The following is a 21,029-nucleotide window of genomic DNA, read 5'->3' on the forward strand; positions in this document are numbered from 1 at the left end:
AATTGCCACTAGGTGCAGTAAATTGACCATACACCGCATCATTGCCCACGGTTAGTATGGTGGTGTGCATTGCTCCGTTGGCACCAATCACTTGGCCTACAATACTTTTATCGCCGTTACTGGCACTGGTAACGTTAGTTATTTCAGCGCTGTAGGTTTCGGCAGTTTGCGGTATGGCGAGGTCAAAATTATCGCCCGCTTTAAGGGTTTTAAGCGCTGCTAAATCAAATTCTATATAGGCTTCATTTTGCAAATCGGTAGGCAGTACTTTTGCCGCTTTAAGGATTTCTTTGGCCTTGGTTGAGGGTTTATTAATTGCGTCAAACGAACTTTCAATAACGGCTAATTTTGTTTCTGAGGGTTTGGTTTTAATAGGATCTTTACTCATATCAATGGGCAATGGTTTACGAGTTTGTTTTACAAATTCAGAATCAACAGGGACGATGTCAATGGCAATGAGTGGGTCTACCTCATCGGTTTTTTGCTGATTATTAAGCAGTGTATAAATGGCAAATACAGACAAAGGAATAGCGATAATTAAAACAATGTAACGTTTCATCTGTTTCTCTTTTAGGGTTATTGGTGAACTAATTGTTAAGTTTTATATTAAAAATAGGATGAGATCAAATTTAAATTGTAACCATAAAGTGTTAATGGGTGTTTTTGTAACTTATTGTAAGTATTTACTTTACCTTTTTTAGGTATTTGTTTTTGATTTAATAAGTATGATTTTTTTTAGTAATGACACACCCTGTGGCATGTTTTTAGGTACGTATGTGTTTTTTAAATTGCAATGATTTTGAAAGACAAAACTGACCAATAAAATTTTTTAGCAACGTGATCATTTTTCATTATTCATTATTCAAAATTGCAAAGTATAAATAGGCAAAGTATGTTGTAACGTTAAAGCATGAAATGAGGGAATTATGGTAGGGACTGATCAGTTACTTAGTCGCACTATGGCGGGACTTGTTGCCGTTATTATTGGTTTTTCAAGTTCAATAGCATTGATTTACCAAGTGGTGATCACTTTAGGTGGCACACCTGAATTAGTGGCAAGCTGGATATTAATGCTGGGCTTGGTAATGGGCAGTACCTCTATTGTGTTGTCGTTTTATTATAAAGTGCCCATTTTAATAGCATGGTCTACCACTGGGGCTGCATTACTCATCTCAAGCGCGCAAGGCTATAGCCTACATGAAGCCATTGGTGCCTTTATGTTATCAGCCTTATTGGTGCTGGTGTCGGGGATAACGGGGTGGTTTGCAAAAATAATGAACCGTATTCCTAGTGAGCTGGCTTGTGCCATGTTAGCGGGAGTATTAGTGACATTTGGCATTGACGTGTTTAACTTTATGAACGAAATGCCATTGGTGATTGGTTTAATGGTGGTGGTGTACTTTATTGGTAAGCGCTTTTTTGCTCGTTTTGCGATGCTAAGTGTGCTGCTCGCGGGTATATTTTTAGCGTGGTATATGGGCAACATCGATACCAGTACTGTGCATTGGCAAGCGAGTAGTTTTGCCTATATTGCGCCAACGTTTAGCTTGCAGGCATTCGTAAGCATTAGTATTCCTTTGTATATAGTAACTATGACTTCTCAAAACTTACCCGGTTTTGCTATTTTGAAAGCACATAATTATAAGGCGCCTATATCATCGTCATTAACTGTGACCGGGTTAATAAATTGTGTGACGGCTCCCTTTGGTACCTATTCTATTAATTTAGCAGCCATAACAGCGGCTATTTGTATGAGCGAAGAGGCCGATAAAGACCCTGATAAGCGTTATTGGGCAAGTATTGCTGGTGGCGTGTTTTATATAATTATGGCGTTATGTGCGGCTATGTTAGTGGCAATTGTGGCAAGCTTGCCACAGGCCTTGGTATTGGCGCTGGCGGGTATTGCTTTGTTTGGCACCATAGCCAATAGTTTGCAGCAGTCTTTGCATAGTGCTGAATATACTGAAGCAGCCATTATTACTTTTTTAGTAACGGCTTCTGATTTAACTTTGTGGTCGGTAGGTTCAGCATGCTGGGGGATAATTGCCGGGGCAATCACATTAATAGTGACACGTAAGCGCTAAGCGCAGCTTTGAGTTATAAGTTGTCAGCTATCAGAAAGTGATACAAGAGAAAGCGCGAGATATACTCGCGCCTACAAGCTTTCACCGCACTTGGCTAATCTCCAGCTGAACGCTGAGAGCTAAAACCTAACCGCTGCTCTCTTTTTTATAGCATTGGCTTTAACACATCAAACATGGCGTCAATGTGATCATCACGGTCATTTAGGGCTGCAATGTATCGGTATTTTTCGCCGCCAGCTTCTTCAAAAATTTCTCGGTTTTCACCTTCTAATTCTTCAAGTGTTTCAAGGCAGTCGGCGCTAAATGCAGGGCTGATAATTGCGATATCTTTAATTCCTTCGCTAGGTAAGCTCTCAAGAGTTGCATCTGTGTATGGTTTTAACCATTCAGCTTTACCAAAGCGACTTTGAAAAGTAGTGAGCACTTTATCTTTGTCTAGCCCTAGTTTTTCAACCACTAAACGCGTGGTTTGTTGGCATAGGCAGTGATATGGGTCGCCATTATCTAAAAACTGTTTAGGCATACCGTGGTATGAAAACACCATTCTTTGTGGCATTCCGTGTTTTTCTAAATCTTCGCTAATGCTGTTAGCGAGTGATTCTAGGTAGGTTGGGTTTTTGTGATACCCATTTACAAAGTGCAGCTCTGGCACCCAGCGCCATTTTTTTAATACATTGGCAACCGCATCAAATGTGGAGCCTGTAGTTGGGCTTGAATACTGCGGGTAAAGCGGCAGCACAATAATACGGGTTAAACCTTTGTCTCTAAGCTCTTCAAGGCCCGCTTCGATTGATGGATTGCCGTAGCGCATTGCCATGACAACTTCGGTATTAGTGTAGCCATGTTGCTTTAACAGGTCATTAAGCTTAAGGCTTTGTTGGCGAGTAATATGGGTTAGTGGCGAGCCATTTTCAGTCCAAATACTTTTATATAGCTTGGCAGAACGTTTTGGGCGAATGCGTAAAATAATACCATGCAGTATGATCATCCATAAAATACGCGGAATTTCTACAATGCGCGGATCAGATAAAAACTCACGTAAGTAAACACGTAACGCGCTTGCTGTGGGGGCATCAGGGCTGCCTAAGTTGGTCAGTAATATTCCCGTTTTTTGGTTAAAACGCCCGTCGTGGGGATTATCGGTAACGGCAGAAAATCGCGACACGTTGTGCTCCTTCAAGCAAAGTTATTAATTTATTTAAGCCCATTGTAACGAATAAAAGAGCAATTTAGATCAATCATTTAGCAGTTTTAACCATAATTCTAAATGGGGTCGGCTTTTTAGCTTCGAGTTGTTGTAGTTTAATAATCGATTTTGTATTAAAAACATGTCCTTTAGGTAAAAGCATAATGCCTGTATGGCTGTGCAGTGAGTTTGCCAGTGTCATATTTTCTTCAAGCTCTTGAGCACTCATTACTTTAATTGAGCCAATTGAAGTGTCAGAAGCGATAAGCGCTGCATGGCTTGCTTCTAGTGCGTTTACAATTTTTGGATGGTAAAAGCTACCACTGTGAAGTTTTATATTATTTAGGGCAAACTGATGGCGTTGTTTTGTTGTTAGTAATGGCTCACTTTGCTGGTAATAATCCCAATAATCACGTGCTACGCTCAGTACCATAGCTCCAATGGGAATATCTTTTCCTGCCAGTCCTTTAGGGATACCCTGGCCATCGTAACGTTCGAATTGATAATAAATAGCATCAGATACATCGCTTAAATGAGTTGCTGGCATGAGCATTAATTGTGAAATACTAGGATGTGTATAAAAGGTTTTTCTTTGTACTTCATTCAGCTTATTAATGGGTTTGTTGTAAAGCTCAGGATCCATAGCAAGTAAACCAATTTGAGCTAAGTATCCTGCCATAGGTGCCAATGTAATACTTTTTTGAGATACATTAAGAAAGCGCGCAATTTGGGTACATGTGCCTGCTATACTTTCGGCTATTTTTCCATCGAGGTAAGGGTTTGCGTTAATAAAGTTATAAAGCAGCTCAACGGTGGATTGGTGCTCGCGTTTTTCATTTTCATTTGCGACTTCGAGCTTTTTTAGTACGTTTCTAATTTGCTTTGTTCGTTTGTCGACGAGTTGTTCTAGATTACTGTTAAGTTCTTTTAATTGCAGGTTTTGCTGATTTACATGAAACTGTAAAATTTCATTTTGTTTTTTTAGTCTAAACTTTTCTACGCCCGATTGTATAACACTAATTAAGTGGTCATTTTGCCAAGGCTTTTGCACATAGGCGTGAATGCCTCCTTCGTTTACCGCACTTATTGTTGACTCTAAATCAGAAAAACCAGTTAACAAAATACGTTGGCTATCGGGGGCGAGTTTTCTGGCTTTGGCTAAAAACTCTGCACCGCTCATGTGTGGCATGCGCATGTCGCTTATTACCACATCAAACTGTTTATTTTGCATTTTTTCCAGTGCATCTTCACCACTGGTTGAAACACTCACATCAAATTTATGTTGGCGTAATAAGCGCACTAAAGATTTAAGTACATTGGCTTCATCATCTAAGCATAAAATGCTCGGTGGCTGCTGCTTTAACTGTTCTAATTGAGCAATATCTGTCATTGATCTTTTTACCACCAATGTGATTATGAGTTATAAGATTAAATTTAGTTTAAAATTTGGCTGTAAACAACTGATAATGTGATAAAAAATCATTCATTAGTGATTTTTTTCGCGTTTAAAATACTCAAAGCATCGTCAGTTAAGTTAGGCTTTTTAGGTAAGGTAATGTTAAAAGTAGTGCCTTGATTTAACTGACTTTTAACACTAATTAGGCCACCGTGTTGTTCTATTATTGCTTTACTTATAGCCAGTCCCAACCCTGTGCCTTGGCCAATTGGTTTTGTAGTGTAAAATGGGTCAAAAATTTTATTAAGTTTATCGTTATCAATTCCACAGCCATTATCTGCAATCGTTATATAGGCATTTTTTTTATCGGCTTTAGTGGTAATACTGATCACTCCAACTTTGTCGCAAATAGCTTGAGCGGCATTAAAAAATAAATTTAAAAATACTTGAGAGAGTTGAGTCGAACGACCAGTGATGATGATTGGTTCTGTGTTGTAGTGTTTTTCAACGTTGGCGCTGTATTTAATTTCGCTCCAGGCAACACGTAATGTGTTATCAATAAGCTCGGTTATATCAATGTCGCCAATTTGGGTTTGATCTGGATGAGCAAATTGCCTTAACCCTTGTACAATCTCTTTAACACGATCAGCCCCTTCACTCATTTCAGTAATGATATCGCTTGAGTCTGATTGTAATTCATCAAATTGATAATGCTGTAGCGTATCTGCTAATGTTTGCTGCGTTATGGCATTGTCTGCTTTGAGTGCGTTAATTAAATGGCTAAATTGCTCTAGGTTGTAAGCCAAATTTTGGATGTTACTGACTATGTAGCTTAAAGGATTATTTATTTCGTGTGCAACGCCTGCTGCCATTTGACCTAACGAAGCCATTTTTTCAGAGTTGATTAACATTTGCTCTATGTTATTTTGTTTTTCTTGCATTTCTTTTTGTTTAACAAGTAGATTTCGTTTTTCAAATTGTGAAATCGTATTCCCTGCAAAACTGACAAAGCGTTGCATTAAAGTAATGTCGTGTTGATTAAATGCGCCAATCGTTTCAGAAAAAATATATAACTGATAGCTCTCTGTGCTGGTACTTACTGGGGTGGTGAGCATTGCATGCTGCGAATGCCAAAAAGGATCGGTTACTTGCCAATTAGGAAGTTGGTGTAAGTTAAATACATTTTTAATGTTTCTATTAGGTTTATTGAGTACTTCAAGTTGGGTAATGATTGCATCGCTTTGCGGGTGTGATGCTGTGATTAATGTAGCCATTTCATCACAGGGGTTTATTTTAATTAAAATAGCTGCAGAAAAATGAATAGCTTGCTGCAAAATATCAAAAAACTCAGTGAGTAAAGTTTCAGTTCTGTCGTTCTTTAAAATGGCATCTAATCCATTTAAAATCAAACTATTAAAGGCGCGGTTTTCTTCAAGAGCTAAATTATGAACCTGTAATAAGTGTAGCTTTTCTAACAGTATTTCATTGTTACTCATACCGGGCCACCAAAAATTTCACAAGAAATCATTAAATTACCATGCTTACTGGTTGCATCGCTAAACGTGCCGAGCTCCCCAAAAGTAAAGCCCATAATAAAGGGGATATTGGGCAGTTGTGTTTTAATAGAGTGCTTTACTTCTTGCATGGCGTCTTTAATTGATAGCATACAGCCACCACAAAAAATAATAATAGCACCGGTAATGTTTTTTATTGCATGTAAGTCTGCCAGTTTGGTCAGTGAAGAAACGACCATATCGCCTCGTTTTATTAATTGTTCAGGGCTTCCCGAAGCAAGATAAACAGTATCGCCAACGCTTAAATTTGAAAATAATTCTAGCGTGCCATTTTCAGCTACCGCTGGGTGGCTTAGCAGCAGCCTAGGAATATCATCATCAGAGGAAAGGGCGCTTGCCAATGGGGTCATCGTTGATTGAGCAAGTATATTTCCTGTTGTTAACTGCTCTAACCCTAAGTTTTTACGCCATTGATTGTAAACATCAAAGGCGGGTAAGTTATCAATTGTTTTTAATAAACGACCATCAACGTCTGTAACCGTACCCTGCTGATCAGTTTTATCGTAGCCTGAACTATAAAAGCCGAACGTTTCTACAGAGGGATATAACACCGCAATAATAAAGCCTTGTTGATATACATTATTAGCATCGCTAAAACGCCACTGAGCTGAAATGTCGTTGTCGGCGCAACTTCCTCCAAAAACGGGTATACGCTGCCCTATCGCATCTTGAATTCCTTGTAATACTAGCTCTTCGTTCCCAGGGACTTGAAAGCACCAGACCATTTTTGGGGCTATTCCTGGCTGGCCAGCATTAGCAATGGCTTTGAGTACGGTTTGATGGGCTTTTTCTCTTAGATTATTGGTTGTATTGCAACTGGCAATCCCATAATGACCCCTTGAGTCTTTAATCGAGAATAAACTAATACTTTGCTCATTTATTGATAGGTTTTGTTCGGTTGCTGAGCCAAGGCACGAAGAGATGATTAAACAATTTTGAGTGTTTTTTAAAAAGTGTGGCTGATTATTATAAAGGTATTTAATGGTATCGGTTGTTGCAAACCCAAGCAGCAAGTCTGGGCCATGGTCCACAAATTGGCTTATAGGTTGAATAAATTTATCTATATCGCTGCCGTGAGTGTGAAAAGTATCAATGGCGAACATAGATGCCCCTTGGTAATAAAGATAGCCACAATTGTGGGTGTTTTTAACTATTAATAATAGCTTAGGATTTATTCTAGACTATTCTTGAATAGGGTGTGTTACTGAATTTACGGTTAGTAAATGTCACTTATGTCTTGAGTGTCTTATTTGTCGTCTTGTTATTAAATTTATGTTAATATAAATTTAAAATCAAGCTGAATATTATTAACATGCTAAAAACATTAAAGCCAAGTGAGATTGCTCGTTACTGCGATGTTCATCAACGCACGGTAAGCCGTTGGATTAACGCGGGTGACCTGAAAGGGCATAAGCTGACTGGTCGTGGTAATTATAGAGTGCAGGTAATTGACTTTATTGATTTTTTAGTCAGACATAAAATGCCAGTTCCACAAAGTTTGTCGCACAAGCCACAGGTCTTAATTATTGATGATGAGGCTAATGTCCGTTCTGTGATTAAGCGTGTTTTAAAACGAAGCGGTTTTGATGTCGTAGAAGCCGCAGGCGGGTTTGAGGCGGGTACGTTAATGCATCAACGAAAGCCAGAGCTGATCACTGTGGATTTATCTATGCCAGGGCTTAGTGGTATAGAGGTAATTCGTTTTATTCGCTCTTGTGAAGAGTTTAAAGATATTAAGGTGTTAGTGATTTCAGGGATGCCTGAAACTCAACTAATCGATGCAGTTAATGCCGGTGCTGATGGGTATATTTGTAAGCCATTTAGTAACGATACATTGATAAACAGTGTAAATATTTTATTTGGTAAAAATAGAACTCTTCTTGGGGTGTAAATAGTGGCTTTGCGAATTTTATTAGTAGACGATGAACTCAATGTATTGAAGTCTTTAAAACGAGTACTTGTTCGTTCTGGTTATGATGTAATAACAGCATCCACTGGTTTTGAGGCGCTTGAAATATTAGCGGCTAATCAAGTTGAGATAATCATTACTGACTTTAGAATGCCAGAAATGAACGGCGCTGATTTATTACGACAGGTTAAAAATAATTGGCCCGATTGCGTAAACTTAGTGCTAAGTGGATATGCTGATTTTAAGTCTGTGGTTGAGTTATTAAATCAGGGATTGGTATTTCGTTTTTTAGAAAAGCCATGGATTGATAGTGAGCTACTTGAAAACATTAGCGAGGCGAAAGTAAAATATGAACAGCGCCGAGCTAAAAGAGTAAGAGATCAGTTATTAATGGGCAGTATGTCTGGCTTAATAGAAATAGACAATGACGGTATTATTAATCGTTTTAATGCGCCTGCTGCTGAAATCATTCCAGATATTCATACATATGAAAACAAACACCTCGCCCATTTAGATACAGCTCAAAACAAATCGGTAAGCCAGTCTTTTGTTGATAAGAAAAGCAGTACACTTTTTATTAATTATACACGCGCCTCTGATCTAGCTAAAAGCGAAGAAATTATGATAGAGCGTTGTTTACATGACGATTTTTGCCAGCTTTTAAAGTTATCAATTAACTCAAACAGCATGAGCAATATTTTTCAACTCACCAGAACACAATCCGTGGTAACCAACGAGTCTGACTTTTATCATCATTTAGCTTTATGTGAAGCGAATAAAGAATGTTATGCCCTCGTTTATATAGGTATTGCGCAGTTTCAATTAATCAATGATCTGTTAGGGATAGAAGATGGCAGCCACCTTATAAAATTGGTTTTGGAGGTGCTAAAAGGTGTATCAGAAAAAGCGGTCAAAGTTCTTCATAAGAGCGCCGATCGGTTCGTATTATTTGTTCCGGAAATTAAATCTGATAGTGACATTTTAACCGATTTAAATAAGGCGATGAATGTTCTGAAAAAAGTACTCCCTAGTAAATACACCGATGCCCATGTGCAGCTTTATGGTGTGTATGGTTTGTTTCCTGAGGATAGCTTAGAGGGAAAAGAACTCGTTAATCAAATGCAGTTGACGATGAATTACCAGGTAGGTGAACAGCAGCATATTTTTTCTCGGTTTGATCCTCAGTTGGTAGCCGATTATAAAAAGAATTTTGAGTTAAGCCGTTTATTATTAACAGCGGTAAGTAATGATGAACTTTCATTACGCTTTCAACCTAAAGTTGACACTAAAACAGGCCAAATATTGATTGCTGAGACGCTTATTCGCTGGTATGAGCCGAGTAAACATGGCTGGGTACCGCCAGCTCATTTTATCCCGATTGCTGAATGTGATGGCCAAATTATACCAATCGGGCGTTGGGTTATTTCTCAAAGTTGTAAAACACTAAAATATTGGGCAGAGAACAATACAGGCGTGCGTTTATTGGCAATTAACTTATCTGCTAGGCAATTAAAAGATGATCCCGATTGGATTGACTACATGCTTGAGTGTTTAAGTAGCAATAGTTTAGAGCCGTCACAGTTGGTTTTTGAGCTAACAGAAACCTATTTAATAGAAGATTTTGCGGCCTGCGAACAGCAATTAATAAGGCTAAGATCGTTGGGGTTTAAACTATTGATTGATGACTTTGGTGTAGGTTACTCATCACTTGGCTACCTTTCAAAGCTGCCTGTAGATGGCGTTAAACTAGATAGAACCCTCATTGCTGATATTGAATCGTCTTTAGCGATGCAAAGTATGGTTCGTAATATTACGCGTATGTCGCATGATCTAAATCTAAAAGTTGTTGCTGAGGGGGTAGAAACAGCCTATCAGTGTGAACTTATTAAAAAGTTAGGCTGTGACTACATACAAGGCTATTACTATAGTGAGCCTTTAGAGCAGGATGATTTTTGTAATTATTTAAACCATTTCAATACTCAAGGTGCGCAATGAGTTCGATAGCGGTCATCATATTAGACGATGATGTTTTTTTATTAAAAGTATTACAAAGGACTATTCATCGAGCCTTTCCAGAGGTTGATATTATGACAACAGCGGATATAGATGAATTTTGGCAGCTTTTAAATACCAGGCAAGACGTTGATTTAGTATTAAGTGATTATTTAATGCCGCAAATGAATGGATTGGATGTTTTAGAGCAGTGCTCTTCACAAAACCCCTATCCGGTCAGGGCACTACTTACCGGCGATATGACGCTTAGTACTATGATGCGACAACCTAATGTTGTACATGCTTACCTTGCTAAACCGTTTAATGAGGCAGACATAACCGCGCTTTTTAACAATGTGGCGGCGTTAAAGTCATTGCCTTTTGCTTTTAATGTTCGCAGGCAATTAGGGGCTATGATTAGCTTTCCTGTTTATCCTCTTATTTTAAAAGAACTCAAAGACTTAATACAAAGCAATGAATTTGATTTGCACGATATAGCTAATGTTGTTTCTCAAGAGCCAATAATAACGGCTAAATTGTTACAACTTGCAAACTCCGCTTATCTTGGTTTTGTTAGGCCTACATCGTCAATAGATGAAGCTGTATCGAGGCTTGGAATTACCATATTAATGGCAATTACAACGTCTTTATTAGTTGCTAAAAACTTTGAATCGTCTATTCCTAGTGACGTACATGAAAAGCAATTGAATATAGCGGCGAATTACGCTAGCTGTGTTAAGCGCTTTGCTAAACAAGCTGGATTTAGTCTACAACATCAAGAGCTACTTTTCTCGGTGGCGTTATTGAGTTTTGTTGGCAAGATTATTTTATTGTCTCAAGCTCAAAGCGATTCGCCAGGTGAGCATGCTCAAACCATGACCGATGGATATGTAAGTGCCAATTTTATTTCGGCCTACGTTTTAAAGTTATGGGGATACGATACTAAAATATGTAACTTACTGATGAGTTGCCATGATTTAGATGGTACTAATGATGATGATCTAATCACATTCAATCATATGTTGTATGTAGTTAGGCAAGTTATTTTTGATAAACAAACCCCCATGCAATTACGTGCATACTGTGAATCAACAGGCGTAGACCCTCTACTTTGTCATCTTATTAGTGAGTTTGATTGGCATAGTTACACCTCTTAAATAGGCCTGTATAAAATATTGTTTAAAAACGGACAATACTACATAACGACCTATGTATAGTTTCTGCTGAGTCCCCTTTCTTACCCTTTACTATCTACTTTAGTCTAATAAAAACCGCATAAAACGTCATTTTGAGTGTGTTTTTTGCTCAACGCAGAGTGAAAAACATACAAAGCTGTTGTTTTTACCAATTATAAATAAAACTTCAATTTTAATATTGTGTTAACTTTTGGGGTTGTGATATTAAATTGCTACTTTGGTTGTATTTTGAGCTTCTAAAGGTGTTATTTTCCTATTTTTAAAGTTATTTGCATTCTTATGCTAATTTTATCAAATTTTTTGTTTCTTTTTGTTTGTGTATGTTGCTAGGATGTTGGCAAGGGGATACAGGAATATACCCCACACACATTATAAGAATACACAAAACAGGGTCATCATTATGTTAACATATCGTTTAAACACATTGGCTGTAGCGGTTGCTTTTGCTTTCACTGCGCCAAGTATGGTTAATGCACAAGAAGCGTCAGCTAAAGCTGAAAAAAATATCGAGCAAATATCTGTTTTAGGATCGCGAGTTTCAAACCGAACTGCCACTGAGTCGTCATCACCTATTGATTTAATTGACGCAGATGATTTAAACAAAGGCGGCTTTACCGAGCTTGGACAGAGCTTACAGGCAACGGCGCCGTCATTTAACTTCTCACGAACACAGGTTTCTGATGGTTCTGATTTATTTCGCCCTGCTACATTACGCGGCTTACAACCAGATCAAACCTTGGTTTTAGTAAACGGTAAACGCCGTCATAATCAATCTATTTTTGGTTTAACCAGTACTGTGGGCGGCGGCTCTGCGGGTACTGATATGAATGCGATCCCGCTTATTGCTTTAAAAGGGGTTGAAGTGTTGCGTGATGGTGCGGCGGCGCAGTATGGCTCAGATGCAATTGCAGGGGTTATCAACTTATCACTTAATAACTCAACAGATTTAACCACCGGGTACGTACAATATGGCGAAACAGCGATAGGTGATGGAGAAACAATTTCTGCCGGTTTAAATCGTGGTTTTGAATTAGGTAATGAAGGCGGTTTTATAAATTTATCGCTTGAGTACCGCGATGCAGATAAAACTAACCGCGCAGAGCGAGATACCGGTGGTTCACTTAATGTTGCACCAGGTACTTTATCGGACGAAGTACGTTGGGGACAAGGTAATGCAGAGAGTGAGTTTACTTCGGTATTTTACAATATGGCCCTGCCAATGGGTGAGGGGGAGCTTTACTCATTTGGTGGTTACTCTGAGCGTACTGCACTAGGCAACGGCTTTTACCGTAATTTTAATGAAGCGTCTAAAAACGTAACGCAAGTTTACAGCGACGGTTTTTTACCGCAAATCGACAATGAAGCACAAGATATTTCGGTAGCTGTTGGTTTTAAAGGTGAAATTAACCCTGATTGGACCTACGATGTTTCTGCTGTTTACGGTGAAAACCAATACGATTTTACCTCACGAAATACTTTAAATGCGTCATACGCGGCGGAGTATTTATTTAATAATCCGGGTGCAAGCGATGCCGATATAGCCGCGAATGCTGGCCCAACAGAGGGTTATTCGGGTGGATTTAGATTTGATCAAACAACGTTTAATGCAGATATAAACGGAATTATTGATATTGGTCGCAGTGAGCCTGTTTATGTTTCAATTGGCGCTGAATACCGTAAAGAAAACTATGAAATTGTACCAGGTGAAGAAGCATCATACGCGTGTGGCACAGCCAACACGGATACATCATACCCATCGGTGAACGATCCGAGTCAATTTGCACAATGTGGTTTTCAAGCTTATAACGGCCTTCGTCCTGAAGCTTCAAATAAAAGCGATCGTGATAGCTACGCAGTATATGTAGATGCAGAAACCATGTTAAGCGATGCATGGAATGTGAGCGGTGCACTTCGCTATGAAGATTTTTCGAATGCGGGTGACGATATCATAGGTAAAGTAGCAACACGTTATGAATTTAATGATGATTTTGCAATACGTGGTGCGTTATCAACGGGCTTTAGAGCGCCATCATTACAGCAAAGTGGTTACACTGCGTTTACCACTAACTTAGGGTCTGACGGCACGTTAAGTCAGTCGTTTACAGCGACAACGGGCTCTGCATTTCCTGCTGCTTTAGGCGTTGATACATTAAAGCTTGAAACATCAACTAACTACAGTGCCGGTTTTGTTTACGATGTGACCAGTGATTTATCGTTAACGGTGGATTTTTACCGTGTAGAAATTGAAGACCGTATTACATTAGGCAGCTTGTTATCGGCTGATGATGTGGCGTTTAGTCCTGAGGCGGTTGCTGCTCTGCAAGCAACGGGTGCAGTGCAAGCGAATTACTTTTCAAACTCAGTGAATTCAACCACTCAAGGCGTGGACATTATTGCGTCATACCGCACTGATTTATATGACGGTAATTTTTCTGCTACGTTTGCGGGTAACTTAAACGAAACTAAAATTGATAGTGTGAATGCAGCGCCAGGTATTCCAAAAAATGTGGCACTTGATGATATTCAGAGTAGCTTCTTAACTGATGGACAACCGGGTGAACGTGCAACGCTTACTTTTGATTATGAGCGTGATTCGTACAGCTCAATGATTCGCTTTAATTACTTTGGCGAAACCGATGTGAAGTATTTTGCTAACGATCATATTGAGCTAGCTACTGATGGCTCATTTAAAGCAACGAGTACCGTAGAAACGGCAGTACTCGTAGATTTAAACGTAAGCTATGAAATTAACGAGATGTTTTCGCTATCGGTTGGTGCGGATAATGTATTTGATGAAACACCGGATGAACTAGGTGATGATGAAGTATTAAATGCTATCTCTAATGGGGCATTTAAATACCCATTGCGTGCTGTACCCTATGGCTTTGATGGCCGTAGTTACTATGCAAAACTAAGCTTTAGCTTTTAATTTTAAACTAGGGTCTGTTGGCCTTTGCGGATTAAAATTTGTTCAAACTAGGGGCGGTTTAATCGCGGCGCGAGGTTTGTAACCTAGTGGGCTAAGTAAAAACCGAGCAACAAAGAGTAAATCGCCCCTAGGCAGAACCCTTCGGGCAGCGCCTGTTTGGCATTGATGCTGCGTTATCGCCTATTTATGGGGAATAACCACACTACATAGGCGCTGCCTTGCCTAAATACCAAACAGACTGCTGCAAATTTAACCTTGAAAGGTCAACAGACCCTAAATTAACCAGCAAAGGCGCCGTTTTAAACGGCGCTTTTTTTATGCTTGAAAAAATTGAAAAAGACATTAAAAATGGTTGCATGCTTGAAAATTAAGCATACAATCGCCATCAATATCAGTGTGGGATATGTATCCCCTCTCATTTTACTAATAGGAAAAAACAAATGGCTAAAAAAGGCAAAGCAAAAGCGGTTAAAAAATCCGCAGTAAACACCGGTCGAGGAGTGATAAAGCACAACGCATTGGCGGCACTGGTAACCTCTAAAGTATTTAAACCGCAAATTGTTAAAGCTAAAAAAGGTAAAGGTTCGTTTAAACGTAACAACAAACATGCAGGACAAGAGTCCTATTTAATCGCGGCTTAATTAGCATCGATCAAATAGGGCTTTTGAACTTACCGAAATAAGACTGGCTTCGAGCGAAGAGCTACGAGCTACGAGCTACGGGTTTCGAGTCACGAGCAGCGAACACAACCTAGCACCTTTAGCCCTCTCTTTCCGCGCAGCGTCTCATGATCTCTTTGTGAATTAATCACTTAAAACATGTTTGCACAAAGAGAAGTGAATGAGGAGTAAATGAGAAGGCAACGGGCTTCGAGTGACGAGTAGCGAGCTTGTGCAAACAGTCTAGCACCTAGTCATATCAGCCCTTAAATCTATTCTTTCAGCGCAGCGCCTCCCGTAGCCCGTAGCTCGTAGCTCGACACCCGAAACCCATAGCCTATTTACTCATGTGTTATCGATTTAGAATTTGCCAAATAAGAAGCATGGTTTATCACTGTTTGCGAAGGGTTCTCACCAAATAATTGCGTGTAGTCTTTGGTAAATTGCCCTGCATGCCAAAACCCCCAATTGGCAGCAACCACAGAAATGGGTTTATCTTGCTTTGCTAATTTTAGCTCTCTTCTAACATTATTTAATCGGGTTAAACGTAAAAACCGCAGTGGGTTTATCCCTAAAATACTCTCAAAACTATATTGTAAGGTACGCCTGCTCACAAAGGTGAGTTCGCATAATTGAGTAATTGTTACCGTGTTTTGTGGATGCGCTTTTATATAATCTTTTACTTTATCAACAACCGCTTTGCGGTGTTTATAACTGGGAGCGATGCGTTGACATGGGAGCTGTTCGTTTAGTAAATGTAATGCCAGCATATTAAGCATGTCTTGCTGTAAATCGGCATTTAGGCCAAAAGCGTTGTTGCTAACCATACTGTTTATTATACCCCGGGCACTTTTTAGCATGGCGTTGCATGTTGTCAGTCGCTCAGTACCTGAAGACGTTATATTTTTTAAGTGCATCCCCTGTATCTGAGCCATATGTTCTAACGATTGCGTGTCTATTACTAAACCATAAATATTAAACTGCTCAGGTGTAATAAGCTCAAAGTTACTCTCACTAGTGCGACACATAAATTGATTACTTGCCACATTTAAGCCATTAATTTTGCTCTGCTGCGACTGCTTTGGGATCCCAAGCCAAATAGATCGTGGCGCTATTGCGCATTGTTGGTGAAGAGCACGCTCTGTGTATTCTTCAAATGCATGAATATTAGAATAATCCACGCTTTCTATACACCCAAAAAATCGCCCATCACTGAGCTGATCATATTTTTGCTGCCACTGCGTTAGGTTATGCGCCTGCTCATCTATATCTTGGGTATGCACCATTCTCTTTTGTGGTGCGCTAGCTAAATCTTGCTGCGTCATAATGGCGTTACTCTTTGCTTTTTTTATTTTTATTAAGATTAAGTTACCACCTGTAACTATAGTTAACTATATGAAATAAAGCTAAAAATGATGATTTGCCAAAATTCGATAGTGTCTTGGTATGAATTAAGCTCTCTTGAAACTAAACAAAATTGATTTATAGCTTATAGGTCAGCAAAACCTGTACCAAGGTTTGAACTAGTTGTTATGTGGAGTAGATCATGGGGCAAAGGTACCGATATACACTGGGCACGCAGGTGTATAATTTTAAAAATTTGGCGCAAGTAATGGCAAAAGCCACTCCTCATCGCTCAGGTGACAGGTTAGCGGGTGTTATTGCACAATCAGCGCAAGAGCGAGCGGTTGCCCAAATGACCTTAGCGGATATTCCGTTGAAGGCATTTTTAAATGAGGCACTGATTGCTTATGAAGACGATGAAATAACTCGCTTAATTATGGACGATCACGATGCTAATGCATTTATGGCGATTGCTCATTTAACCGTGGGAGATTTTCGTAATTGGTTGTTAAGTGACTTTGCAACTCCCTCGGTACTTGCAAGTGTAAGACAAGGGATCACCCCGGAAATGGCTGCAGCTGTCAGCAAAATAATGCGCAATCAGGATCTTATCCTGATTGCTAAAAAATGCCATGTAACCAGTGCATTTAGAAACACCATTGGCTTACCTGGGCATTTATCCACGCGTTTGCAACCTAACCACCCTACGGATGATATTAACGGCATTGCCGCCTGTATTTTAGATGGGTTGCTGTACGGTAATGGTGATGCGGTGATAGGTATAAACCCCGCAACCGACAACGTGGCGCAGGCTATTAAATTGATGACATTGATGGATGAGGTGATTCAAAAATATGAAATTCCTACCCAAAGCTGTGTGCTTACCCATGTCACTAATACGATTGAATGCATAGAAGCGGGGGCGCCAGTTGATTTAGTGTTTCAGTCTATTGGTGGAACAGAAGCCACCAATTCGAGCTTTGGTTTTAGTTTAAATACTTTAGCTGAGGCACAAGATGCCGCGCTGAGTTTAAAGCGTGGCACGGTAGGCAATAATGTGATGTATTTTGAAACGGGACAGGGCAGCTCGCTTTCGGCTAATGCTCATCACGGGCTTGATCAGCAAACCTGCGAAACTCGCGCGTATGCCGTTGCACGAAAATTTAATCCGCTATTAGTTAATACGGTGGTGGGATTTATAGGCCCGGAGTATTTATTTGATGGCAAAGAAATTACCCGCGCGGGGCTTGAGGATCATTTTTGTGCCAAATTACTGGGTATTCCGATGGGATGTGACGTGTGTTACACCAATCATGCCGAGGCTGACCAAAATGATATGGATAATTTACTTACGCTGCTTGGTGTAGCTGGGTGCTCGTTTGTGATGGGGATTCCGGGCTCCGATGACATTATGCTCAATTACCAAACTACCTCATTTCATGATGCGTTATACGTGCGCCGAGTTCTAGGCTCTCGTCCCGCGCCAGAATTTGAAAAGTGGCTTACTAACATGAACATTATGAAAAACAGTAGCGATGTTACTTTATCACACAGTCTTCCCGCTGCATTTGCTAAGCCGTTAGATGCACTGGCGGGAGGTCGTTCATGACTGCTGATTTTAAATCAAATGACCTTGCTAATACTGATCATAAAAATAATGGCAATGTGGTACACAACCCATGGCGTGACTTACGCCAGTTTACTGATGCCCGCATAGGACTTGGTCGAGCGGGTATTAGTTTACCAACCTCTGAAATGCTGGCGTTTCAACTGTCGCATGCGCAAGCGCGCGATGCAGTCAATTTTCCACTTGATATCAATGAAATGAAAGCAAAGTTAGCGACTGTTAATGCAGCTAATGCGCGTGTATTGCATTTACATAGCCAAGCGGTTGATAGAGTTACTTATTTACAACGACCAGATTTGGGTCGAAAGCTAAATGAGAATAGTCGTCAATTATTACTTGATTTTGTTGCTGAGCAACAGCAAAGCACCCAAGAAAAATACGACTTAGCCATTGTAGTCGCTGATGGTTTGTCATCGTTGGCGGTTCAAAAAAATGCAGCTCCTTTTATAGCTGAATTACTTTCACAGTTGAGCGTTAATAAGCCACTTACTCTTGCTCCAATCACCTTAGTTGAACAAGGGCGAGTAGCCATTGGTGATGATATTGGTGAGTTATTGAATGCCCAAATTGTGATGGTGCTCATTGGTGAACGTCCTGGGCTTAGCTCACCAGATAGCTTGGGACTGTATTTAACCTGGGAGCCTAAAACAGGGCTTAACGATTCGCTGCGTAATTGTATATCTAATATTCGTCCTGCTGGTTTGCCCTATATCGATGCGGCAAGACGGGCAGCCTACTTATTAAATGAAGCTAAAACATTAAAACTAACAGGAGTGAACTTAAAAGATCGGACACAGGATGATGTGATTGAGCATCAACAATCGAGCCGTCATTTTTTAAATGCGGAATAACGGTAACTAAAAATAAAAAATCGATAAAGAGGATGTTATGTCTACTAATAATTCAGAATACTTAGCAAAAAGGCAGCTCAAAGGTGGCACTGCAGGTTGGTTATTGCTGGCAGGGTTAGGGGTATCGTATGTTATTTCAGGTGACTTTGCTGGGTGGAACTTTGGTATTGCAGAAGCTGGCTGGGGCGGCTTCGCGATAGCTGCAGTGTTAATGGCGATTATGTATTTAACTTTGGTGTTATCGCTGGCTGAAATGTCGGCTGCTATTCCTGCTGCTGGAGGGGGTTATAGTTTTGCTCGTCAAGCAATGGGGCCAACGGGGGGTTATTTAACCGGTCTTGCGGTATTAATTGAATATGCGTTAGCACCGGCCGCCATTGTGATATTTATTGGCTCTGCAGTGGAGGCGTTAACGGGGTTCAATGGCCCATGGGTTTATGCACTATTTTATTTGGTGTTTGTAGGTATTCATTTAGCGGGTGTAGGTGAAGCGCTAAAAGTAATGATGGTCATAAGCGGTTTAGCGGTACTGGCTATTGTTGCAACGGCAGTGGTTTTAATTACAAATTTTGATGCTACCAATTTATTTGATGTTGCAGTAACAGATGCCGCAGGTGCGAATGAATTTTTACCTCTGGGTTGGTATGGGGTGTGGGCTGCATTACCTTTTGCTATGTGGTTGTTTTTAGCGGTTGAAGGCGTGCCATTGGCGGCTGAAGAAGCAAAAGATCCGGCTAAAGATGTACCTAAAGGTATTATTGGCGCTATGGTATTTTTATTGTTTACTGCGTTGTTAGTGGTTGTGTTAGTACCCGGCGCAGCAGGTGCAACAGCAATGGGCGCAAGTGCAGTTCCGCTGGTAGATGCGTTAAATGCAACAGGCAATAGCGATTTAGCAACCGTGGTTAATATACTGGGATTAGCAGGGCTGGTGGCTTCATTTTTCTCTATTATTTATGGCTATAGTCGGTTGGTGTTTGCGTTATCGCGTGCAGGATATTTACCGCGTTCGTTATCAATTACTACAGTGCGTAAAGTGCCTGCACGAGCGCTTATTGTACCTGCTGTATTTGGTTTTTTAGCTTCACTAAGTGGTGAGGGCGATTTAATGTTAGCTATGGCGGTGGTTGGTGCAACAGTATCGTATGCGTTAATGGCGTTCAGTCATATAATGTTGCGCTTAAAACAACCCGACTTACCTCGACCTTATAAAACGCCTGGCGGCATTGTCACTTCAAGCATAGCATTGTGTTTATCCTTGATTGCTCTGACCGGTGTGTACGCCTTTGACCCCCGTGCTTTTTTATACACTATGGTGCTGTTTATAGTCGGTGCGGCGTATTACTTTGGCTTTAGCTCTAAACATTTAGTGGCCAAAAGTGCAGATGAGGAGTTTGCTATGCTCGCTGATGCTGAGGCCGGTTTAAATACAGCGATAAGTGAGGGGTAATTCTCATTTACTAAAATAACTCATGTGGCTTTAATATTCGAAGAGTTTGCGCTGGCGCGGTAAGTTTTAACTTACCGCGCCTTTTTATTATTTGACTAGCATCCATAGACCGGCTGCTATCATAAATAGGTTTTCGGTTAATGAAATAAAGCCAAGCGGTACATTGCTATTGCCGCCAACACAGGCGCATTTTAGTGCTCGCTTATCTATATATACAGCTTTAATAACAGAGATTGCGCCAATACTACCTATAAATAGGGAGACAGGGGCAACCATATAAGCGGGTAGTGCTGCAATCATACCTATACCTACAAAGGCTTCTAAAAATGGATATACGTAAGCGTAAGGGATCACTTTCATGGCGAATAAGTCGTAAGTGATAAACGAGTTTGAGAAGCTGGTTAAATCTTGCAGCTTTTGTATGGCTAGTACGGCCATTGTTAATGCTACAAAAAGCTCAAGCGTATACACGCTTAGCCCTGCACCACTTAACGAAAAGGCTAAACTTAGCAACAAGGTAACCGCAAAAATCGCTATAACAGGGGTATAGGTTGTACCTTGCTGACCGGCAGGCGGTTTATTAAAGAAACTTCTAAGTTCGTCGTAGCCACCGATACGCCCATCATCTATAAACGTTTGTGGTGTTGTTTCTACATTGTGTTGTTGTTTAAACGCATCGGTTTGCGCTCTTGAGGTGAGTAAATGATCGTCTACTTCAAAGCCTTGACGTTCAAGCAAATCTTTAGATTTTAAACCAAATGGGCAAATATGTTCATCGGTTGCCATTCTATACAATTGGGCTGATTTGGCCATAATTTACTCCTGTATATTT

Annotated in this window: 16 protein-coding genes; 9 read left to right on the forward strand and 7 right to left on the reverse strand. The window is 40.2% G+C overall.

From position 1 onward, the window contains the following. Nucleotides 1–559: hypothetical protein (locus P20311_RS14765; protein ID WP_036985258.1), on the reverse strand; the 559-nt coding region annotated here is incomplete at its 3' end. A 367-nt stretch (nucleotides 560–926) separates the two neighbouring features. Here P20311_RS14765 and P20311_RS14770 point away from each other — a divergent pair. After that, nucleotides 927–2,084, forward strand: coding sequence for a benzoate/H(+) symporter BenE family transporter (locus tag P20311_RS14770; protein ID WP_008114336.1), 1,158 nt, complete (start codon nucleotides 927–929; stop codon nucleotides 2,082–2,084). A gap of 145 nt (nucleotides 2,085–2,229) precedes the next feature. Here P20311_RS14770 and hemH read toward each other — a convergent pair whose 3' ends face one another. The 4 genes from hemH to P20311_RS14790 form a co-directional block, all read right to left on the reverse strand. Continuing rightward, nucleotides 2,230–3,249 carry a ferrochelatase gene (hemH, locus tag P20311_RS14775; protein ID WP_008114337.1) on the reverse strand — a complete coding sequence of 340 codons (1,020 nt, stop codon included), beginning with the start codon at nucleotides 3,247–3,249 and terminating at the stop codon, nucleotides 2,230–2,232. Between the two features lie 73 nt (nucleotides 3,250–3,322). Further along, nucleotides 3,323–4,660 (reverse strand): HD domain-containing phosphohydrolase, encoded by a 1,338-nt coding sequence (locus tag P20311_RS14780; RefSeq protein ID WP_008114339.1) that lies wholly within the window; start codon nucleotides 4,658–4,660, stop codon nucleotides 3,323–3,325. A gap of 89 nt (nucleotides 4,661–4,749) precedes the next feature. After that, the gene (locus P20311_RS14785) at nucleotides 4,750–6,162 is read right to left on the reverse strand and encodes a sensor histidine kinase (RefSeq protein WP_008114341.1); all 1,413 of its coding nucleotides are present in this window, start codon (nucleotides 6,160–6,162) and stop codon (nucleotides 4,750–4,752) included. Continuing rightward, a complete protein-coding gene (locus tag P20311_RS14790) occupies nucleotides 6,159–7,343 on the reverse strand; it encodes an FIST signal transduction protein (protein WP_008114342.1) in 1,185 nt (394 codons plus the stop codon). The genes P20311_RS14785 and P20311_RS14790 overlap by 4 nt, the downstream gene beginning before the upstream one ends. Before the next feature lie 194 nt (nucleotides 7,344–7,537). Here P20311_RS14790 and P20311_RS14795 point away from each other — a divergent pair, with 194 nt between their 5' ends. From P20311_RS14795 to arfA, 5 genes are all read left to right on the forward strand, one after another. Further along, entirely contained in the window at nucleotides 7,538–8,131 is a 594-nt protein-coding gene (locus P20311_RS14795) for a response regulator (RefSeq protein WP_269077464.1), read from the forward strand. A 3-nt stretch (nucleotides 8,132–8,134) separates the two neighbouring features. Next, complete coding sequence (locus P20311_RS14800) at nucleotides 8,135–10,144, forward strand: EAL domain-containing protein (RefSeq protein ID WP_008114345.1); 2,010 nt, start codon at nucleotides 8,135–8,137, stop codon at nucleotides 10,142–10,144. Continuing rightward, nucleotides 10,141–11,298 (forward strand): HDOD domain-containing protein, encoded by a 1,158-nt coding sequence (locus tag P20311_RS14805; RefSeq protein WP_008114348.1) that lies wholly within the window; start codon nucleotides 10,141–10,143, stop codon nucleotides 11,296–11,298. The genes P20311_RS14800 and P20311_RS14805 overlap by 4 nt, the downstream gene beginning before the upstream one ends. A gap of 439 nt (nucleotides 11,299–11,737) precedes the next feature. Next, nucleotides 11,738–14,266: a TonB-dependent siderophore receptor gene (locus tag P20311_RS14810; RefSeq protein ID WP_008114349.1), complete on the forward strand. Its 2,529-nt coding sequence runs from the start codon at nucleotides 11,738–11,740 to the stop codon at nucleotides 14,264–14,266. A gap of 440 nt (nucleotides 14,267–14,706) precedes the next feature. Further along, nucleotides 14,707–14,907 (forward strand): ribosome alternative rescue factor ArfA, encoded by a 201-nt coding sequence (gene arfA, locus P20311_RS14815; RefSeq protein ID WP_008114353.1) that lies wholly within the window; start codon nucleotides 14,707–14,709, stop codon nucleotides 14,905–14,907. A gap of 359 nt (nucleotides 14,908–15,266) precedes the next feature. Here the strand turns inward: arfA and P20311_RS14820 are convergent, their stop codons facing one another. After that, entirely contained in the window at nucleotides 15,267–16,250 is a 984-nt protein-coding gene (locus P20311_RS14820) for a helix-turn-helix domain-containing protein (RefSeq protein ID WP_008114354.1), read from the reverse strand. Nucleotides 16,251–16,471: 221 nt separating this feature from the next. Here P20311_RS14820 and P20311_RS14825 point away from each other — a divergent pair, with 221 nt between their 5' ends. From P20311_RS14825 to eat, 3 genes are read left to right on the forward strand one after another with little or no spacing between them, the layout of a single operon-like run. Then, nucleotides 16,472–17,878: an ethanolamine ammonia-lyase subunit EutB gene (locus P20311_RS14825; RefSeq protein WP_008114355.1), complete on the forward strand. Its 1,407-nt coding sequence runs from the start codon at nucleotides 16,472–16,474 to the stop codon at nucleotides 17,876–17,878. Further along, nucleotides 17,875–18,747 (forward strand): ethanolamine ammonia-lyase subunit EutC, encoded by an 873-nt coding sequence (gene eutC / locus P20311_RS14830; protein WP_008114356.1) that lies wholly within the window; start codon nucleotides 17,875–17,877, stop codon nucleotides 18,745–18,747. The genes P20311_RS14825 and eutC overlap by 4 nt, the downstream gene beginning before the upstream one ends. 37 nt (nucleotides 18,748–18,784) lie before the next feature. Next, nucleotides 18,785–20,197 (forward strand): ethanolamine permease, encoded by a 1,413-nt coding sequence (eat, locus tag P20311_RS14835; RefSeq protein WP_008114357.1) that lies wholly within the window; start codon nucleotides 18,785–18,787, stop codon nucleotides 20,195–20,197. Nucleotides 20,198–20,284: 87 nt separating this feature from the next. Here eat and P20311_RS14840 read toward each other — a convergent pair whose 3' ends face one another. Continuing rightward, complete coding sequence (locus tag P20311_RS14840) at nucleotides 20,285–21,010, reverse strand: MauE/DoxX family redox-associated membrane protein (RefSeq protein WP_008114358.1); 726 nt, start codon at nucleotides 21,008–21,010, stop codon at nucleotides 20,285–20,287. Between the last annotated feature and the right edge of the window lie 19 nt (nucleotides 21,011–21,029).

This window comes from Pseudoalteromonas sp. BSi20311, from assembly GCF_000239875.1.
Lineage (GTDB): Bacteria > Pseudomonadota > Gammaproteobacteria > Enterobacterales > Alteromonadaceae > Pseudoalteromonas.

What these genes read in the sequence shown, in the direction of transcription:
- P20311_RS14770 (WP_008114336.1), top strand. Translation starts at nt 927, where the DNA reads ATGGTAGGGACTGATCAGTTACTTAGTCGCACTATGGCGGGACTTGTT.
- P20311_RS14780 (WP_008114339.1), bottom strand. Translation starts at nt 4,660, where the DNA reads ATGACAGATATTGCTCAATTAGAACAGTTAAAGCAGCAGCCACCGAGC.
- P20311_RS14785 (WP_008114341.1), bottom strand. Translation starts at nt 6,162, where the DNA reads ATGAGTAACAATGAAATACTGTTAGAAAAGCTACACTTATTACAGGTT.
- P20311_RS14790 (WP_008114342.1), bottom strand. Translation starts at nt 7,343, where the DNA reads ATGTTCGCCATTGATACTTTTCACACTCACGGCAGCGATATAGATAAA.
- P20311_RS14805 (WP_008114348.1), top strand. Translation starts at nt 10,141, where the DNA reads ATGAGTTCGATAGCGGTCATCATATTAGACGATGATGTTTTTTTATTA.
- P20311_RS14810 (WP_008114349.1), top strand. Translation starts at nt 11,738, where the DNA reads ATGTTAACATATCGTTTAAACACATTGGCTGTAGCGGTTGCTTTTGCT.
- arfA (WP_008114353.1), top strand. Translation starts at nt 14,707, where the DNA reads ATGGCTAAAAAAGGCAAAGCAAAAGCGGTTAAAAAATCCGCAGTAAAC.
- P20311_RS14820 (WP_008114354.1), bottom strand. Translation starts at nt 16,250, where the DNA reads ATGACGCAGCAAGATTTAGCTAGCGCACCACAAAAGAGAATGGTGCAT.
- P20311_RS14825 (WP_008114355.1), top strand. Translation starts at nt 16,472, where the DNA reads ATGGGGCAAAGGTACCGATATACACTGGGCACGCAGGTGTATAATTTT.
- eutC (WP_008114356.1), top strand. Translation starts at nt 17,875, where the DNA reads ATGACTGCTGATTTTAAATCAAATGACCTTGCTAATACTGATCATAAA.
- eat (WP_008114357.1), top strand. Translation starts at nt 18,785, where the DNA reads ATGTCTACTAATAATTCAGAATACTTAGCAAAAAGGCAGCTCAAAGGT.
- P20311_RS14840 (WP_008114358.1), bottom strand. Translation starts at nt 21,010, where the DNA reads ATGGCCAAATCAGCCCAATTGTATAGAATGGCAACCGATGAACATATT.